The organism is Halomonas sp. NYA30 (assembly GCF_976980765.1).
Window position 1 is genome coordinate 1,584,507 of record NZ_OZ334477.1, and the last position, 16,758, is coordinate 1,601,264.

The 16,758-nt window shown below is 55.9% G+C and carries 15 protein-coding genes; 11 read left to right on the forward strand and 4 right to left on the reverse strand.

The annotated features are described in order from the left end of the window. Positions 1–159: 159 nt before the first annotated feature. Positions 160–1,029, forward strand: coding sequence for an Rpn family recombination-promoting nuclease/putative transposase (locus ACWI0H_RS07195; RefSeq protein WP_485875793.1), 870 nt, complete (start codon positions 160–162; stop codon positions 1,027–1,029). 536 nt (positions 1,030–1,565) lie between these two features. On the opposite strand, the gene nadS is transcribed toward ACWI0H_RS07195, so the two are convergent. From nadS to ACWI0H_RS07215, 4 genes are all read right to left on the reverse strand, one after another. After that, the gene (nadS, locus tag ACWI0H_RS07200; RefSeq protein ID WP_485875794.1) at positions 1,566–1,850 is read right to left on the reverse strand and encodes a NadS family protein; all 285 of its coding nucleotides are present in this window, start codon (positions 1,848–1,850) and stop codon (positions 1,566–1,568) included. 142 nt (positions 1,851–1,992) lie between these two features. Further along, on the reverse strand, positions 1,993–2,775 hold the full coding sequence (gene dsbG / locus ACWI0H_RS07205; protein ID WP_485875795.1) for a thiol:disulfide interchange protein DsbG: 783 nt from the start codon (positions 2,773–2,775) through the stop codon (positions 1,993–1,995). Between the two features lie 66 nt (positions 2,776–2,841). Then, complete coding sequence (locus ACWI0H_RS07210) at positions 2,842–3,657, reverse strand: TlpA family protein disulfide reductase (RefSeq protein WP_485875796.1); 816 nt, start codon at positions 3,655–3,657, stop codon at positions 2,842–2,844. A gap of 119 nt (positions 3,658–3,776) precedes the next feature. Continuing rightward, complete coding sequence (locus tag ACWI0H_RS07215; protein ID WP_485875797.1) at positions 3,777–5,543, reverse strand: sugar phosphorylase; 1,767 nt, start codon at positions 5,541–5,543, stop codon at positions 3,777–3,779. A gap of 211 nt (positions 5,544–5,754) precedes the next feature. Here ACWI0H_RS07215 and nrdR point away from each other — a divergent pair, with 211 nt between their 5' ends. The 10 genes from nrdR (at position 5,755) to ACWI0H_RS07265 (ending at position 16,593) form a co-directional block, all read left to right on the forward strand. Then, the gene (nrdR, locus tag ACWI0H_RS07220; protein ID WP_176302770.1) at positions 5,755–6,258 is read left to right on the forward strand and encodes a transcriptional regulator NrdR; all 504 of its coding nucleotides are present in this window, start codon (positions 5,755–5,757) and stop codon (positions 6,256–6,258) included. Next, positions 6,255–7,421, forward strand: coding sequence for a bifunctional diaminohydroxyphosphoribosylaminopyrimidine deaminase/5-amino-6-(5-phosphoribosylamino)uracil reductase RibD (ribD, locus tag ACWI0H_RS07225; RefSeq protein WP_485875798.1), 1,167 nt, complete (start codon positions 6,255–6,257; stop codon positions 7,419–7,421). The genes nrdR and ribD overlap by 4 nt, the downstream gene beginning before the upstream one ends. Before the next feature lie 110 nt (positions 7,422–7,531). Then, positions 7,532–8,698 carry a bifunctional 3,4-dihydroxy-2-butanone-4-phosphate synthase/GTP cyclohydrolase II gene (ribBA, locus tag ACWI0H_RS07230; protein ID WP_485875799.1) on the forward strand — a complete coding sequence of 389 codons (1,167 nt, stop codon included), beginning with the start codon at positions 7,532–7,534 and terminating at the stop codon, positions 8,696–8,698. 73 nt (positions 8,699–8,771) lie between these two features. Continuing rightward, positions 8,772–9,260 (forward strand): 6,7-dimethyl-8-ribityllumazine synthase, encoded by a 489-nt coding sequence (ribH, locus tag ACWI0H_RS07235; protein ID WP_176302773.1) that lies wholly within the window; start codon positions 8,772–8,774, stop codon positions 9,258–9,260. Next, entirely contained in the window at positions 9,257–9,751 is a 495-nt protein-coding gene (gene nusB / locus ACWI0H_RS07240; protein WP_101145129.1) for a transcription antitermination factor NusB, read from the forward strand. The genes ribH and nusB overlap by 4 nt, the downstream gene beginning before the upstream one ends. Positions 9,752–9,787: 36 nt before the next feature. Next, the gene (thiL, locus tag ACWI0H_RS07245) at positions 9,788–10,789 is read left to right on the forward strand and encodes a thiamine-phosphate kinase (protein WP_485875800.1); all 1,002 of its coding nucleotides are present in this window, start codon (positions 9,788–9,790) and stop codon (positions 10,787–10,789) included. Then, a complete protein-coding gene (locus ACWI0H_RS07250) occupies positions 10,786–11,259 on the forward strand; it encodes a phosphatidylglycerophosphatase A family protein (RefSeq protein ID WP_176302775.1) in 474 nt (157 codons plus the stop codon). The genes thiL and ACWI0H_RS07250 overlap by 4 nt, the downstream gene beginning before the upstream one ends. A 99-nt stretch (positions 11,260–11,358) precedes the next feature. Beyond that, positions 11,359–12,612: a DUF945 family protein gene (locus ACWI0H_RS07255; RefSeq protein ID WP_485875801.1), complete on the forward strand. Its 1,254-nt coding sequence runs from the start codon at positions 11,359–11,361 to the stop codon at positions 12,610–12,612. 157 nt (positions 12,613–12,769) lie between these two features. Continuing rightward, entirely contained in the window at positions 12,770–15,277 is a 2,508-nt protein-coding gene (gene lon / locus ACWI0H_RS07260) for an endopeptidase La (protein WP_485875802.1), read from the forward strand. A 191-nt stretch (positions 15,278–15,468) separates the two neighbouring features. Further along, positions 15,469–16,593: an RNA-guided endonuclease InsQ/TnpB family protein gene (locus ACWI0H_RS07265; RefSeq protein ID WP_101145334.1), complete on the forward strand. Its 1,125-nt coding sequence runs from the start codon at positions 15,469–15,471 to the stop codon at positions 16,591–16,593. Positions 16,594–16,758: the final 165 nt, after the last annotated feature.

Sequence of the window (16,758 nt, forward strand, 5' to 3'; positions counted from 1 at the left end):
AAAATTCACTGTAGGTCAGTGTTAAGAGCACAGCGACATGGCAATCTCAATTGGCGGGGGAGGGTAACTAAGATCAAGGTTCTTAGATTGCCGTGTCATGGGTAAACCGCGCTGTGGTCCCGCTATGGTAAAGTGCCTGTATTACATAAGGAGGGGCTCATGAGCGAATTACTCGACCCCACCAACGACTACGTTTTCAAGCGGCTGTTTGCCGAAGCCCCGGATCTGCTGGTGGATCTGATCAATGATCTGCGCCCGGATTTGCCCAACATTGCCTCGGTGGAGATACTGAATCCGAATATCGAGGCGACAGAGCTTACCGGCAAGTACATCATTCTCGATGTGCTGGCACGCGATGGGGATGGCAACTGCTACAATATCGAGGTGCAGGTGCGCCGTTACGGGGCCTGGCACAAGCGGGGGGTGTTCTATCTGGCCCGTACGCTGGGAAGCCAGCTGAGCGCCGGGGAAGATTACCAAGAGCTGCGGGCCTCGGTGGGTCTACACCTGCTGGACTTCGACCTGTTTACGGAAACAACCGCTGAGCGCGAGCAAGCGATCTGGCGATTCGAGATGCGCGATGGACGCCAGCCCAAGGTTTCGCTGGGGAACGTTTTGCAGATGAACCTAATCGAATTGAACAAGGCGGATCGCCTGGGCTTGCCAGAGGGCCCGCTACGCGCCTGGATTACTTTCTTCAAGCACTGGCAGGAGGAACTCACCATGGCCAATATTGCTCATGAACCGGTTAAACGTGCGATGAGCCGTATCCGCGAGCTTAGTGCCGATGAAGAAACTCGCCGCCTTGCATTTGTGCGGGAGCGGGCGCTGCGTGATGAAGTATCGCTGCTAAACGATGCGCGGCGGGAAGAAGCGCAACGTATACTTCAACGCCTACTTACTAAGCGGTTTGGAGATCTGCCTGAGTGGGTTATTCAGAAACTGGAGACTGCTAATGCCCAGCAGCTAGAAGGCTGGACAGATGAAATCTTGGTAGCGAACAATCTTGATGAGCTGTTCAAGCATTAAAATGACCTAGAGTGTCATGAACTGCATCCGCAAACTCAGCGCCGACGAGGAAACACGTCGCCTGGCCTTCGTGAGGGAGCGAGCGTTGCGAGATGAAGTGTCATTTTTGAACGATGCGAAGCGGGAAAGTGAGTAGTTGGGCATTGAGAAGGGCCGCCTGGCAGAGGCTCACGATGTTGTGCGGGCCAACTCAACTTCAAATTTGGTGAGGTGCCTGGTTGGGTAGAGGAGAGGCTCATACAAGCCGACCAAGATCAGTTGAAAGGCTGGATGCGCGATGTACTGTTCGCCGATAGCCTGGAAACTATCTTCAAGCACTAACACCCCGGCGGATCACAGCTCGATCTGCCCATGCCCCACCTTTGGCGATCAGTCGCCGTCCAGCAAGCGCTCCGCCGCCAGGAGTGCGAGCGTCGCTACCTCCTGCCGCGACTTGCCATAAGCCTGCCCCATCCGGCGCAGGCGTGCTTGGCTGCTCTCATCCAAACTTACGGTAAAAACTCGCTAGCCACTGTCCTTATCGGCGTTAAGGTTGGCTAGTGAGAAGACAGCTCGTTGAAGAAAGCGGGGTTGTCTTGGATGATTGCCAACACTTTTGCTGCTAAGCCTGTAGGGTTACGGCGTTTGGCCTCCCAGCTTTTGATCGTATAGACACTGGTACCCATGGCATCGGCAAACTCGGCCTGGGATACGTGAAGCTTTGCGCGGATAGCTTTCACATCGGCCACTTCGTGGCGAGTGATGCGAGCTGCATTAACATTTCCTTTTTTAATGTTAACGGCTTCCTGCAATGATGTCTGGAGTTCATCAAATAGGCTCATTCGAAAACTTCCCCTTTTAAATAGTGACCGATTTTGCGTCCTTAAAAGCCGAGATTGCTTCGCTACGCTCGTAGTGAAATTTCATAAGTCATTGTGAGTTGCGCAGCGACGCGGCAATCTCAATTGGCGGTGGCAGCTAAGCCTATGGCGCTTCACTGCCCATCATGTCGATCAGCCGCTCGTCACTGGGCATACCCTGAATGCGGTCAAGACGCACGCTACCATTTTCTGTTTCACGCTGATAAATCGAGGTGGGCGTGGCATACAGCCCTAGCTCTTCGAAAAGCTGGTTATTGGCATAAACCTGTTCTTCGATCTCTCGTGGTTGGGCACTGGCGTCGATTTCTTCCTGGCCACTTTCATGAGCATGCAGTGTAGCCGCCGGGTCGTCGGCTCCGAGTATGGCGGCGGCCTTGCCAGGGCTGTCGGGCGCTAAAATACCCACCATGATATGGCGCAACTGCACTTCACCGGCCTCTACCCAGGGGCGAACGTCTTGCCATAGCTGACGGCAATAGGGGCAGTTGGCGTCCGTGAAGGTGTAAATCACACGAGGGGCATCCACGTCACCATCCTGAATCCAATGGCTTTCGCTCAGAAGCTGCCAGGTCTGTGCTTCTAAAGGCGCACGTACGTGCTCGTCCAGTTGCGCCTCAGTGAGGTCGTTACCCTCGCTATCCATCAGTGTCCCCACCACCGCGTGCTCGCCATCTGGGGTCAGGTAGATGGCCATGTCTTGGCCCTGAACGCTGGCGCCGTAACCACGCAAACCGGCAGGGGCGTCAAACTGGCCATGAATTTCCAGGCCCTGGTCGGCCAGTGCCTGCACTGGGGCAGGGAGTTCATCGGCGTAACCTGTGGATACTCCTCCCAGCCCTGCCAGGAGAAGAAAACTGCTGAGAGTGGTGTAGTGGTTCAAGCGCATTGCAACATCCTGTTTGTGTGAGGTGACGTTAGCCAGGCGAAAAAAGGTGGACGGCTCATGCAGCAATCAGCGTAAACGCTCCAATCCTTGCTGCAGGGTGGCGCTGGAAAGTTCGCCAAAATGGGAGCTGACGAGTTGGCCGTCGGCATCATAGTAAAGTGTGGTAGGCATCGCATTGGCGCCGGTGGCCTGGCCAACGGCATTGCGTGGGTCTTGCCACACGTTCTTGAGAGAAAAGCCGTACTCATCCATGAAAGCGTTGATCTGGCCGAGCGACTCCCCTTGGTTAACGAACACAAAGGTGATGCCGGGTTCATTATCCTGGGCTTGCTCAAACACCGGCATTTCACGGATACAGGGCGGACACCAGCTGGCCCATAAATTGACCACCATGGGTTGCTGGGTCGAGCGTGACAGTTGGGGAAGGTCAATGGGCTCGCCTGAACGGGTAGTCAGCGCCACCTCCGGCAACGGCCGGGATTGATGCTCTATCATGGTGGCGCTAGCGGCGGTCAACCCCCAGACAAGGCCGCCCGCCAGTAGGGCACCGGAAAGTGGCACCCGCTGGCGGGGGGAGCGCCACAGCGTCCAGCCAGCGTACGCCAGTGCCGCGATAAGGCCACCGACAATATCAAAGCCGCCATCTCGAATATCCAGACGGCCAAGTAGCCCCTCGTATTCTCCCCAGTAACGCAGGACGAAAACCAGGCGCGCGCCGACAAGGGCAACCAGCAGCAGGGTAAACAGCGTATCGCTGACGGCTACCCGATGGCGCCTTCCCAACAGCGCGCCAGCCAGCAGTGCCAATAAAAAGGCCAGGCCGATCAATAGCTGGTGAATACTAAAGCCCATCGGGCCAAGGGCGATGCTTTGTTGCAACATAACCAGTAACGATCCTTCATGTGATCTTGGACTGGCATCATCGCAGCACTAGATTATTTAAGGATTATGTTAGTCGCCCCTGGGACGTTATGTCGCAACTGGCGAGCGAGGCGCCGCGACTAACCGGTGGCCACCAGCCAGCGCACCGCATAAGGCGGAAGGGCGCCTTCGGCCTCCCACGGGTTGCTTGGGTCAAGCGCGTGCCATGCGTGTTGGTTCAGCGCTTGGGTTACCGCCTCACCCACATTCGCTAAGGGGAGCGGCAGGTCGGTAACGTTATACAGCGCCAGCAGGCGACGGCCATCATGCAGGGGGCCACGTTCCACCGCCAACAATTCTGGTGGCGACTCCAACACCCGCTGGGCAGCAGTGGGATGGAAACAGGGCTCTTGACGACGCTGATCCAGCAGCCGGTTTAAGGCATGAAACACATCGTGGGTAGGGGTGGAAGGACTATCCAGTAGCAGGTCCAGCTCGCTACGCTGCCAGCGTCGCCGATTGATCGAGCGCAGGCGACCACTGCGCTCAACGCCTTCTACATCGTTGAGTGTGCCCGTTAACGTATGGATATAGAGGGCTGGAATTCCCTGCAGGCTGAGCATGATCGCTTGGCTGCATAGGAAGCGGGCTATTTGCCATGGATCCGGGCCACGGCGAGTGCCGCGCATGGCTTCAAACCAGGTGATGTTGATCTCGTAGGGCGTGTCGCTGCCATCCGGGTTGCTCCGCATGCTGACAAAACCGCCGAATTTGTGCATCAGCTCCAGTAGTGCATCGCGCTCGTGATCGGGCAGTAGGCCTTCCAGTGGGCGCACACCAATACCGTCATGGCTGGCGGTAAAATTCAGGTAAGTACAGTGGTCAGGCAGTACCGGCAGGCTGGCAAGCCAGGTTTGCAGCGTGCTGGCCTCGCCACGGGTTAAGGTATGGAGCAGCAGCGGTGGCAGCGTGAATTGATAAATCATGTGCGCTTCATCGGGCGGCTCCTTGGGGAGCCGTTCAAGCCCGAAATAGCTGATGTTCTCTTGGTGCGGCACGTTGGTTTCGGTAATCAGCAGAGTGCCTGGGGCGACATGGTCGACAATCGCGCGAAGCAAACGCACCACGGTGTGGGTTTCCGGCAGGTGAATACAGGAGGTGCCCAACCGCTTCCATAAGAAAGCCACCGCATCCAAGCGGATAATCCGTGTGCCCTGCTCCAGGTAGAAGAGCAGAATACCGACGAACTCCAGCAGTACATCCGGATGTTCAAAGTTTAGATCGAGCTGGTCTTCGGAGAAGGTTGCCCATAGATAACGAGTGCCGCGCCGGGTTGAAACAGGTACCAGCAACGGGTTGCTGCGGGGGCGAACTACCTGGGAGACATCGGTATCAGGGTCAACCTCGATAAAGTAGTCGCGGCCTGGCTGGCTGCCGCTCAGGTAATCCACAAACCAGAGCGACTCCCTGGAAACATGGTTGAGCACCAAATCGGCCATTAGGTCGTAATGACCGGCGAGCTCGCGGATATGCGACCAGTCGCCAAGCTCACTATTCACTTCCCGGTAATGGATCACCGAGAAGCCGTCGTCGCTACTCCACGGGAAGAAGGGCAGCACATGCACGCCGCTGATACGCTCGCCCAGCCGCAGTTGAAGAAAATCGCTAAGGACTGCCAGTGGTGGCACCCCCTCTTCTATAATGGAGTCACCATAGCTAATCACCCACTGATCTTTTTCGCTCCATGAAGGTGCGTTTTTGGAAGGAGCATCGCCAGGGGCGGACGAAAACGGGGCAAGCGACAAAAAATGCTCAATGTGTTGATTTAAGCGGCGCTGCACTTCGTCAGCACGCGGCCCGTATAGGTGGCTGAGGTAGCCGTGCACGGTCTGCTCAAACGGGGACATGGGTGGCTCCTGATAAACAATCTGCGACAAACGCTGCAGCTTGTGTGCCAAATCGTTACAATGCGTGGTTGATAGCGCGTTTAAACGCTAAAATCCATTAGCTTAAGACGTTGATGCCGGTTTAAACGCCATTAATAGCATATTCATTGCCAGGTTATAACACGCTAACTCGTGCGGCATGCCAGCACGAGCTGACAACAGGTTGACCGCTATGCATTGCCCTTTTTGTGGTGCAAACGATACTCGAGTGACCGATTCGCGGTTGGTAGCCGATGGCGATCAAGTGCGCCGTCGTCGCCAGTGTGCGAGCTGTCAGGAGCGATTTACCACTTACGAAACTGCTGAACTAGTGATGCCTCGCGTGGTGAAGTCAGACGGCTCACGGGAAAGCTTTAATGAAGCCAAGCTCCGGGCGGGCATGTTGCGTGCGCTTGAAAAACGCCCGGTCAGCGCGGAAGCCATTGAAGCGGCCGTCGAGCGCATACGTCAAACCCTTCGCGCGCGAGGCGATCGTGAGATCAACGCCCGTGATATTGGCGAGTCGGTGATGCAGGCGCTTAAAACCCTCGATCATGTGGCTTACATTCGCTTTGCCTCGGTGTACCGCAAGTTTCAGGATTTGGATGAATTTCGTGCTGAGATTGATCGGCTTTCCCAAGAGCCCAATCAAGAGTCCTCTTCTACAGTGAGACACACTAGCGAGCCGCCAAAATGAGCGCCCTGTTTAGCCAAGACGATTACCATTATATGGCGCAGGCGCTAAAGCTAGCGCGCAAAGGGCTTTACACCACCGATCCTAATCCTCGGGTCGGTTGTGTGATCGTGCACGATGAGCAGATCGTTGGGGAAGGCTTTCATCGGCGAGCCGGTGAGCCGCATGCGGAAATCCATGCCTTAACCGCGGCCGGTGAACGGGCCCAGGGCGCGACGGCTTACGTCACTCTTGAACCTTGCTCGCACACTGGGCGTACCGGCCCCTGTGCGGTTGCTCTGCAAAAGGCCAAGGTGGCACGGGTAGTGATTGCGATGCAGGACCCCAACCCCCAGGTCAGTGGCCGGGGGATTCGCTTGCTTGAAGAAGCCGGTATTGAGGTGGCAGTAGGCCTGCTTGAGAGTGAAGCGCGGGCATTGAACCCTGGCTTTATTGCCCGAATGACCACTCAGCGCCCCTTTGTACGCCTGAAAATGGCAATGAGTTTGGATGGGCGTACAGCCATGGGGTCAGGCGAGTCTCAGTGGATTACCGGCCCCGAAGCGCGAACGCAAGTGCAGCGGCTAAGAGCGCGTTCCAGTGCGATATTAAGCGGCGTTGAATCGATTATCATGGACGACTCGCGGCTTACTCTTCGCTCCGAGCAGTTGTCGCTTGCCAATGCCGATGAGGTGGTACAGCGCCAACCGTTAAGGGTAGTGTTAGATACCCATTTGCGCTTGCCCTTGGCAGCCGCCTGTTTAAGCGAACCGGGGCGAACCTTGGTGGTTACCACCCCAGACCATGTGGCTGAAAAGCGCGAACGGTTAACCAAAGCAGGTGCCGAGGTGCAGGTGTTGCCTGCCGGTAGCGATGGCCGCATTGATTTAGCCTTGATGCTGAATTGGTTAGCCGAGAGCGAGCAGGTTAATGAGCTGCTGGTAGAAACCGGCGCGACCCTGGCGGGTGCTTTGCTTGATGCGGATCTGGTCGATGAGCTGCAGCTGTTTGTCGCCCCCACGCTGTTAGGTGGCGAGGCTCGACCGCTATTTGCGCTGCCAGGGCTCTCACAGATGGCCGATCAGCGGCGTTTAACCATTCATGATATGCGAGCGGTGGGGCGCGATTGGCGCATTATCGCTTCCCCTCAGTCGACTAGCGCAATTGGCGATAGCAAGGTACCCTGACGCGCGAAATCGCAGCTAACGTGACAACTTTATTTCGTGACGACTTTTCGTTACAAGCTGGCGCAACAGCTTTTTTGCGGCAACGTTACGCGACAACTTTTGGAGATTCCATGGCGCACTCCTCCTCTAGAGGCTTAGCCCCTATCGCCGAGCTGGTGGAAGATATCCGCCAGGGCAAAATGGTGATTCTCATGGACGATGAGGATCGCGAAAACGAAGGTGATATCATCATGGCCGCCGAAAAAGTGCAGGCCGAGCATATCAACTTCATGGCCCGTTTCGCCCGTGGTCTTATCTGTATGCCGATGACCCGTGCCCGTTGTGAGCAGCTTAATTTGCCGCTCATGGTGCGTGACAATGGCTCCGGCTTTGGCACCAAATTTACGCTCTCGATTGAAGCGACTGAAGGCGTTACCACCGGTATTTCAGCCGCGGATCGCGCGCGCACGGTTCAAGCGGCAGTGGCGCCCCATGCCAAGCCCTCTGATATCGTTCAGCCGGGGCATATTTTCCCGTTGATGGCAGAGCCCGGCGGCGTGCTTCGCCGTGCGGGGCATACCGAAGCAGCGTGTGATCTGGCCGCACTGGCGGGCTGTGATCCCAGTGGTGTGATCTGCGAGATCATGAACGACGATGGTAGTATGGCGCGCCGCCCAGAACTTGAAGCGTTTGCCCAAGAACACGGCATTAAAATGGGCACCATTGCGGATTTGATTCACTACCGCATCGTCAACGAGCAGACTATTGATCACCTGGAAGCCTCAACGGTGATGACGGCGCATGGCGAGCTGACGCTGCACGTTTTCCGTGATCGCATTCAGGGCGCTCACCATTTGGCGTTGGTGAACGGTCAGCCCACCCCAGAGGAGTCCACCACGGTTCGCGTGCATCTTACCGATACGCTGCGCGATGTGATGGGCCTGATGAAAGGCGACCAGTGCCGCTGGGATGCCCACCGGGCGCTGGAGGAGATTGCCAGTTCAAACGCGGGGGTATTTGTGTTGATTGATGACGGTCGCCCCCATCAGGATTTAAAAGATCAACTGGATATCTTTTTAGATCGCATTCGCCAGCCGCGTACCAGTGATTCTGACGGCGCTGGCAACTATTTAACCATTGGCACCGGCTCGCAGATTCTGCGCTATTTAGGCGTGGGTAAAATGCGATTATTGAGTTCACCGTGGAAGTTCTCCGCGCTATCCGGCTTTGATCTCGAAGTCGTTGAGCGTCTGGGGCCTAATGACACGGCGGATGAGCCAACCTTTCAGCAGGACTGACCCAGCAGGATCACTCCAGCAGGACTAATCTCGCAGTACTAATCTAGCAGTACTAAGCAGCAGGAATAAATTGATGAACTCCCTTTCTCAAGTTGAAGGTACTTTTGTTGACGTCGATGGACATTATGTCATCGTGGTCGGACGTTTTAACCATCACGTGGTGGATAGCCTGGTGGAAGGGGCGGTCGACAGTTTGACGCGTCATGGCGTCGATGCTGAGCATATCCATATTGTTCACGTGCCGGGTGCCTGGGAACTGCCGTTAGCGGTCAAGCGCGTGCTGAAGGTGATGAAGCCTGACGCCGTCATCGCGCTGGGCGCGGTGATTCGCGGTGGTACGCCGCACTTTGAATACGTAGCGGGCGGCTGCAACACAGCGATTAATCACTTGCAGCTTGAGTTTGATACCCCGGTCGCTAACGGCGTGTTAACCGTTGAGTCGATCGAACAAGCGATTGAGCGTGCGGGCACCAAAGCCGGTAATAAAGGCACCGAAGCGGCCATGGCCGCCATGGAAATGGTCTCACTGCTACGCGCGCTGCCGTTAGGAGATACCCAATGAGCGAGCGTAAACCCTCTGCTGCTCAGCAAGGCCGCCACGCGGCGCGTGAGTTAACCGTGCAGGGGCTTTATCAGTGGCAAATGACGGGTAAATCCATCACTACCATTGAAGCTGAGTTTCGTAGTCAGGTAGCCGATGACGACCTGGAAGACCACGAAAACTGGGTCAAGGTGATGGAGATCGCTGACAAAGCGCTGTTTCACGAATTGCTGCACAATACCGTTCGTTTTAAAGCGGAACTGGATCGTGAAATTTCCCCGCTGCTAGATCGCCGTCTGGAAGATCTCGATGCCGTCGAACTGGCGATTCTTCGCTTAGGCGCTTATGAGCTATCCCGGCGAATGGAAGTACCCTATCGTGTAGTGATTAACGAAGGCGTTGAGCTGGCTAAGTCATTTGGCGCCACCGACGGCCATAAATACGTGAACGGCATTCTAGACAAGCTAGCGATTCGCCTGCGTAGTGCCGAGGTCAGCGCTCGCCGTCTCTGAACGCGAGCGTCATGACAATGCGTTTAAGGGGCCTTTGTGCTTGCCGAATTTGATTTGATCCGACGCTATTTCATGTCGTCGCAGGAGGCGTCGACCGCGTCAAATGGCGTCACACTAGGATGTGGAGACGACGCCACGCTATTGATGCCGCAAGCGGGCCAACAATTGGCCGTGAGTGTTGATACCTCGGTGGTGGATGTTCACTTTCCTCGCGAAGCGCCAGCGTTCGCGGTGGGCCATCGTGCCTTGGCGGTCGCGCTTAGTGATTTGGCCGCTATGGGAGCCAAATCCCGCTGGTGCCTAATGGCTTTAACCTTTGATCAGCGAGAATTTGTCGACGATGAAGCAACGCATCTTTGGCTTGCTGACTATGCGCGTGGCTTTCATACGCTCCGCCAGCAACACGCCACCACGCTGGTGGGCGGGGACGTCACTTCCGGCGCGCTTTCGATTGGTGTGACCGTGATGGGCGATGTGCCAGTGGGCGAAGCGCTGACCCGCAGCGGTGCTCAGCCTGGCGACCTGATTGCCGTTACCGGTGCATTAGGCGGCGGGGGTGGTGGGCTAGCGCTCTGGCACAAGGGCGAGCGTGACTTGGCGCACCCATTGCTGCACCGCTACTTGCTACCTGAACCGCGTTTGGCGGCGGGCGTGGCACTGCGTGGATTAGCTACCGCGGCGATGGATATTTCAGATGGCCTAATGGCCGACCTGGCGCACCTTCGCGAGGCTTCGCAGGTTGGAGCAGTCATCAATATAGCCGCTTTACCGCTGGCAGAAGAGCTGGAAAGCACGCTGGGTCGGGAGGCCGCACTAAAGGCGGCGCTTTCCGGTGGTGATGATTATGAACTGCTCGTCACGTTACACGCTGACGATATAACCAAGGCTCAGCAACGGCTTGCGTCATTAGGCTTGACGCTAACGGTGATTGGTCATTGTTGCGAGACGCTAGGCATTAGTGCTTCTGACCAGAGTGATCTGAGTAGTTATGTCAATGGCTATGCCGGTTGGCAGCATTTTAGTGGGGACGCGCCATGAATCGTGCACCGAAAAGTGTCTGGCGTCGCCCAACACATTTTTTTGCCTTTGGCTTAGGTAGCGGCACGGTGCCATGGGCACCCGGCACCTTTGGAACGCTGGCCGCCATTCCGTTCTACTGGATGATGGCGGATTTGCCTTTAGGGTGGTACCTAAGTATTTGTTTTGTCGCTTTTGTTGTTGGCGTTTGGCTATGCGATAAGACGTCACACGACTTAGGCGTACACGACCACTCAGGGATTGTGTGGGATGAATTTGTCGGCTACTGGCTCACCATGGCCGCGGTGCCCTTTTCATGGGAAGCTGCGCTGTGGGGATTTGTGGTCTTTCGTATCTTCGATGTTTTTAAACCCTGGCCAATACGTTGGGCAGACCGCCGTGTAGCCGGTGGTTTCGGCATTATGATTGATGATGTGATGGCAGGGGGCTACGCCTGGAGTACTATGCATTTATGGTTCTGGCTGCATTAGAAAATTCATTAGGAAAACGGTACGGATACTAGGTATTACAGATACCAGGCATTGTCGGTAGCTTTCGCCATTTAAGTGCGTTGGCACCAAGGAGGCAGCATGCGCAAGGAACGTCTGATTGTCCCTACCCTGGCGATAATCGCCGTGGTATGGATGGCAGCGCAACTTCTCTCAAGCGTGCTCTTTGAGCGCAGCCTGCGTCAGGCGCTAGTAGATCTTGAAGCGCGGGGCGAATGGCGTGTCAACAGAACTGAGAGCCACCAGGGTTGGCTAAGTTCCCAAGGGCGGCTGATACTTTCACCGCTATTGGGCCGCCCCTGGCGGCTTGAACTGACCTATAGCGCCCGCCACGGCATTTTAAGCACGGATGTAGAAGGCACTATTTTACCTCGCCTGGATACAGTGTTGCAGCAAGCAGTGGGGGAGGTTACCGCCCCTTCGGTGCCCCGTTGGCAGGGGCGTTATCACACCCTTAGTGGCCGCAGTGAGCTACGTCTTGCCCTGGCGCCTTTTGTCATTCAACAAAATGGTCGCGAGTTAGCCGTCCGTGGTGGTCGGCTGCGCCTCGAAGGCGTCTTTGGTGATTGGCGCCTGCGTGGGTTATTGGATCAGCTAACACTGACCGATGGCTTGGCACAGCTTGCATTAGGGCCCACGGTGCTTGAAAGCCGCTACACCTATACCGATGGTGCCTACCACTTTGCCCAGCGCGATCATCTGCATATTGAGACACTGACGCTTAGCTATCCCTCCTATGACATCCAACTGGCGCCACTCGATTTAAATAGCTATATGGTGCTGGACGAAAGCGAACTGCGCATTAAAGGCGATTTAGAAGTGGGGGAGGTGATGGTTCCCTCAGAAGCACCCGAAACGCCGTTGCTTAATGGACGAATAGAGATGGAGCTTTCGCGCATCAACGCCGATGCGGTTCGCCACGCCATTCGTCGTTTACGCCAGGAAGCCGCTTGGGGCGATGCCAGCCTGCCCATGGCTGAAGGGTTGCTGGCCCGTCTTGAGCCTGATTTTCGGAATATGCTCAGTGACTCGCCGCGCCTAGACGTGCCCACGGTGGCGATTGACAGCCCACTGCTCGGCATTCGTCTCGATGCGGATGGCGCGCTGTTTTTTGACGCCCGCGCGTTGGATGAGCTAAGCGTGGTGAATCTCGACGAAGAGGACGAGCAGGCGAAATGGCTGGAGCGTATTGATGGCGACTTCACCTGGCATGATGCGCCCACCGTTGCTGCACTATGGTTAGGTTTACCGCTCGGCACCCGTGAACTGCAGTTTGATGTAGTGCGCGGCGTCTGGCGTGTTAATGGGCGGCCGATGCCAGAGCTATGGCCTTAAGTTTGGTACGAAAAGTCTTGGCTTTATCCACTCAGCTGCATGACGCTGCACCGGTCGTTAGCTACCGCTGCCTCCCACAAATCAGGCCATAAGGGTTGAAGTTTTGGCGCACTGCCCGCATTCCATGAACAACACTAGGCGGTTCATTGGAGGAAGCATGAGCGACCAGGATTACGAACACGACGCTGAACACTTTGAGTGGGAACTTGATGAACAGCCGTCATCATCCACTGATGATGATCCCCGCAATGATAATGAAGAGCGTGCTGAAAAGAATGCTGAAGAGCAGGGCAGCAAAGAGTACCGCTCCGACGGCGAACGGGTAAATTCCCTAGTGCCCGCCAGCGACATGCTGCCCGAGCGCATTTATCTTCTTCCTATTCATAATCGTCCTTTCTTCCCCGCCCAGGTTCAGCCTTTGGTGGTTAACCGTGAGCGCTGGGAAGAGACCATGCGCCGCGTGGGTAATACACCGCATCACACCTTGGGCGTGGCGTTTGTGGGTGAGCAGGGCGTTACCTCTCTTGACCACGAAGGTTTTCCTGAGATTGGTACAGCGGTGAAGGTGCATAAACTGAAGGGCGAAGATGATCAGATCCAGTTTATCGCCCAGGGCCTGCAGCGCTTCAAGATTACCCGCTGGCTCTCCAAAGAACCGCCTTATCTGGTGGAAGTCACTTATCCCAAAGAGCCGGTCGACGCGGAGAATGAAGAGACCCGCGCCTATGCCATGGCGATTATCAATGGGATCAAAGAGCTGCTGCCGATCAACCCGCTGTACGGTGAAGAGCTCAAGCACTACCTCAACCGCTTTAGCCCGCACCAGCCGGGGCCGCTGACCGATTTTGCCGCCGCTATCACCTCCGCCAAAGGCCCTGAGCTGCAGGATGTGCTGGCCACGCTGTCGGTGGAAGAGCGGATGCAGAAAGTGCTGCCGTTGCTGCGTAAAGAGATTGATGTGGCGCTGCTGCAGGGCGAGATCAGCGAGCAGGTCAACGCGCAAATGCAGGATCGCCAGCGCGAGTTCTTCCTGCGCGAACAGCTCAAAGTGATCCAGCGTGAGCTAGGCATTTCCAAAGACGATCGCGAAAACGATGTCGATACCTTTCGAGCGCGGCTGGAAGCACTGGTCGTGCCCGAGCGCGTGCAAGTACGTATTGATGATGAGCTGAATAAGCTTAGCGTGCTGGAAACCGGCTCACCGGAGTATGGCACCACACGTAATTATCTCGACTGGCTAACGTCGTTACCCTGGGGCGTGACCAGCCAGGATCAGCTCGATCTACCTCATGCGCGGCAAGTACTCGATCGTGACCACGACGGCCTGAAAGACGTTAAAGAACGCATTGTTGAGTTTCTGGCCGAAGGTACTTTTAAGGGCGATGTTGGTGGTTCGATTGTGCTGTTGGTCGGCCCGCCAGGGGTGGGTAAAACCTCTATTGGACGCTCGATTGCCGAAGCCTTAGGCCGTCAGTTTTACCGTTTTTCGGTAGGCGGTATGCGCGACGAGGCGGAAATTAAAGGTCATCGGCGCACCTATGTCGGCGCGATGCCCGGCAAGCTGGTGCAGGCGTTTAAAGAGGTCGAAGTCGAGAACCCCGTGATCATGCTCGACGAGATCGACAAGTTAGGGCAGTCCTTCCAGGGCGACCCCGCTTCGGCGTTGCTGGAAGTGCTTGATCCCGAGCAGAACGTCGATTTCCTTGATCACTATCTTGATGTGCGCATGGATCTCTCCAAGGTGCTGTTTATATGCACCGCTAATACGCTGGATTCGATTCCTGGGCCACTGCTTGATCGCATGGAGCAGATCCGTCTTTCTGGCTATATCGCCGAGGAGAAACTGGCGATTGCCAAGCACCACCTGTGGCCGAAGCTGCTCAAGCGCGACAACCTGTCGAAAAAGCGTATCAGTCTGTCCGATGCGGCCTTGAAGCAGGTGATTGAAGGCTACGCCCGTGAAGCCGGTGTCCGCCAGCTTGAAAAGCAGCTCCATCGTATTGTGCGTAAATCGGCCGTCAAGCTGCTCGAAGAGGAGCCCGAAACGGTCAAGATATCGGTGAAGAATCTGGAAGAGTTCTTAGGCGCACCGATCTTCCGCAAGGAAAAAGTGCTCACCGGCGAAGGGGTGGTGACCGGCCTGGCGTGGACCTCTATGGGCGGGGCAACGCTACCCATTGAGGCAGGCAAGGTACATTCGTTGGATCGCGGTTTTAAGCTGACCGGCAAGCTGGGCGAAGTGATGCAAGAGTCCGCCAATATTGCTTACAGCTATACCCTTGGCCACCTGCAGGAGTATGGCGCCGATGCCGATTTCTTTGACTCGGCTTTTGTGCACTTACACGTGCCGGAAGGGGCCACGCCGAAAGATGGGCCTTCGGCCGGTGTCACGATGACCACCGCGCTGCTGTCGTTGGCTAAGCACCATGCGATCGACCGGCCCCTGGCGATGACTGGCGAGCTAACCTTGACTGGCCAAGTGCTGCCCGTTGGCGGTATTCGCGAAAAAGTGATTGCCGCACGGCGCAGTGATATTTTCGAATTGATCCTGCCCGAGGCCAATAAACGTGATTACGAAGAGTTGCCGGACTATCTGAAAGAGGGCATGACGGTGCACTTTGCCAAACGTTATCGCGATGTAGCCGATGTGGTGTTTGGCCGTTAATTAACGCCTCGACACGCTGTCTGTGATCCATGCAGGTGAGTGAAAATAACCGTTAAAAGCGCCGTACTTAAGTACGGCGCTTTTTTTACCACTCAGCGCGTAAAGCATCTTCGATTGGGCGGTGATATAAGCGCGCACCGCGTAGCGGTGCTGTATTGATACCACCCCAGATAGCTGATAATTTATCCAGTATGACAAAGCGTGCCTACAAAGAACGACTTTATCCCACCGCCGAGCAGGCTGTGCTGTTGGCACAGTCGTTCGGCTGTGCCCGTTTTGTCTGGAATAACACATTGGCGTTTCGCACTGAGGCGTATCAGCAGCATGGGGAAAGTGTTTCTCACTCCGCAGCGGAAAAGCGCCTGGTTGACTTGAAGGTAGAATATCCATGGTTAAAAGAGGTATCGAGCGTCATCCTGCAACAAACCCTCCGCGATCAAAAAGCCGCGTTCGACAACTTCTTTAATCCCAAGCTCAGGGCACGCTACCCACGTTTTAAGAAAAAAGAGGGTCGACAATCGATCCGGTTAACCAAAGCCGCCTTTCGCTATCGCGATGGAGAGATCACGATCGCCAAGTCGACGGTGGCGTTACCGATCCGATGGAGCCGCCCGCTACCGAGTGCGCCGTCGAGCATCACGATTTCCCGCGATCGTGCAGGCCGATATTTCATTAGCTGCTTGTGTGAGGTCACGCCAGAGGCTTTGTCAATCACTCCCAACATGGTGGGTATTGATCTTGGGTTGACCGATCTCTTTATCACCAGCGAAGGCGAAAAGTCGGGGAACCCACGACATTTTAAACGCTACGAGGCCAAGCTGGCGTTCTTGCAACGCCGGTTAGCCAAGAAACGGAAAGGCTCGAATAACCGTCAAAAATACCGCCAGAAAGTGGCGCGGCTGCATGCCAAGATCGCGGACTGCCGCCGTGATGCAATCCACAAAGCGACCCGAACACTGATTAACGACAACCAAGTGCTGTGTGTCGAGTCGTTGAACATCACCGGCATGGTCAAAAACCGTCATCTAGCCAAGGCCATCAGCGATGCGGGGTGGGGCGAATTTGTCCGCCAACTTGAGTACAAAGCCGCCTGGGCGGGACGCCAGGTGGTGAAGGTCAGCCAGTGGCTCCCCAGCAGCAAGGTGTGCCACGGCTGCGGCCATCAGGTCGAAAAGCTACCGTTGTCACAGCGTCACTGGCATTGCGAAGGCTGTGGCCAACCGATAGATCGCGATATTAACGCCGCGAAGAATATTCAAACTGCCGGACTGGCAGGGTTAGCCTGTGGAGCGACCGGAGCGGGGATAGCGGCCTAGTCGCTATTTAGTGAAGGCGTGTTGAAGCAGGAAGGTTCTGGGGCGACCCAAGAACCCTCGCCTATAGCGCGAAGCGCGGCAGGCGGGGAGTGTCAGATTTGTTCACTTTGTTATAACCCAACAATAGCCATAATGGCGCATAATAGCGGCTGATTTAGTAAAATT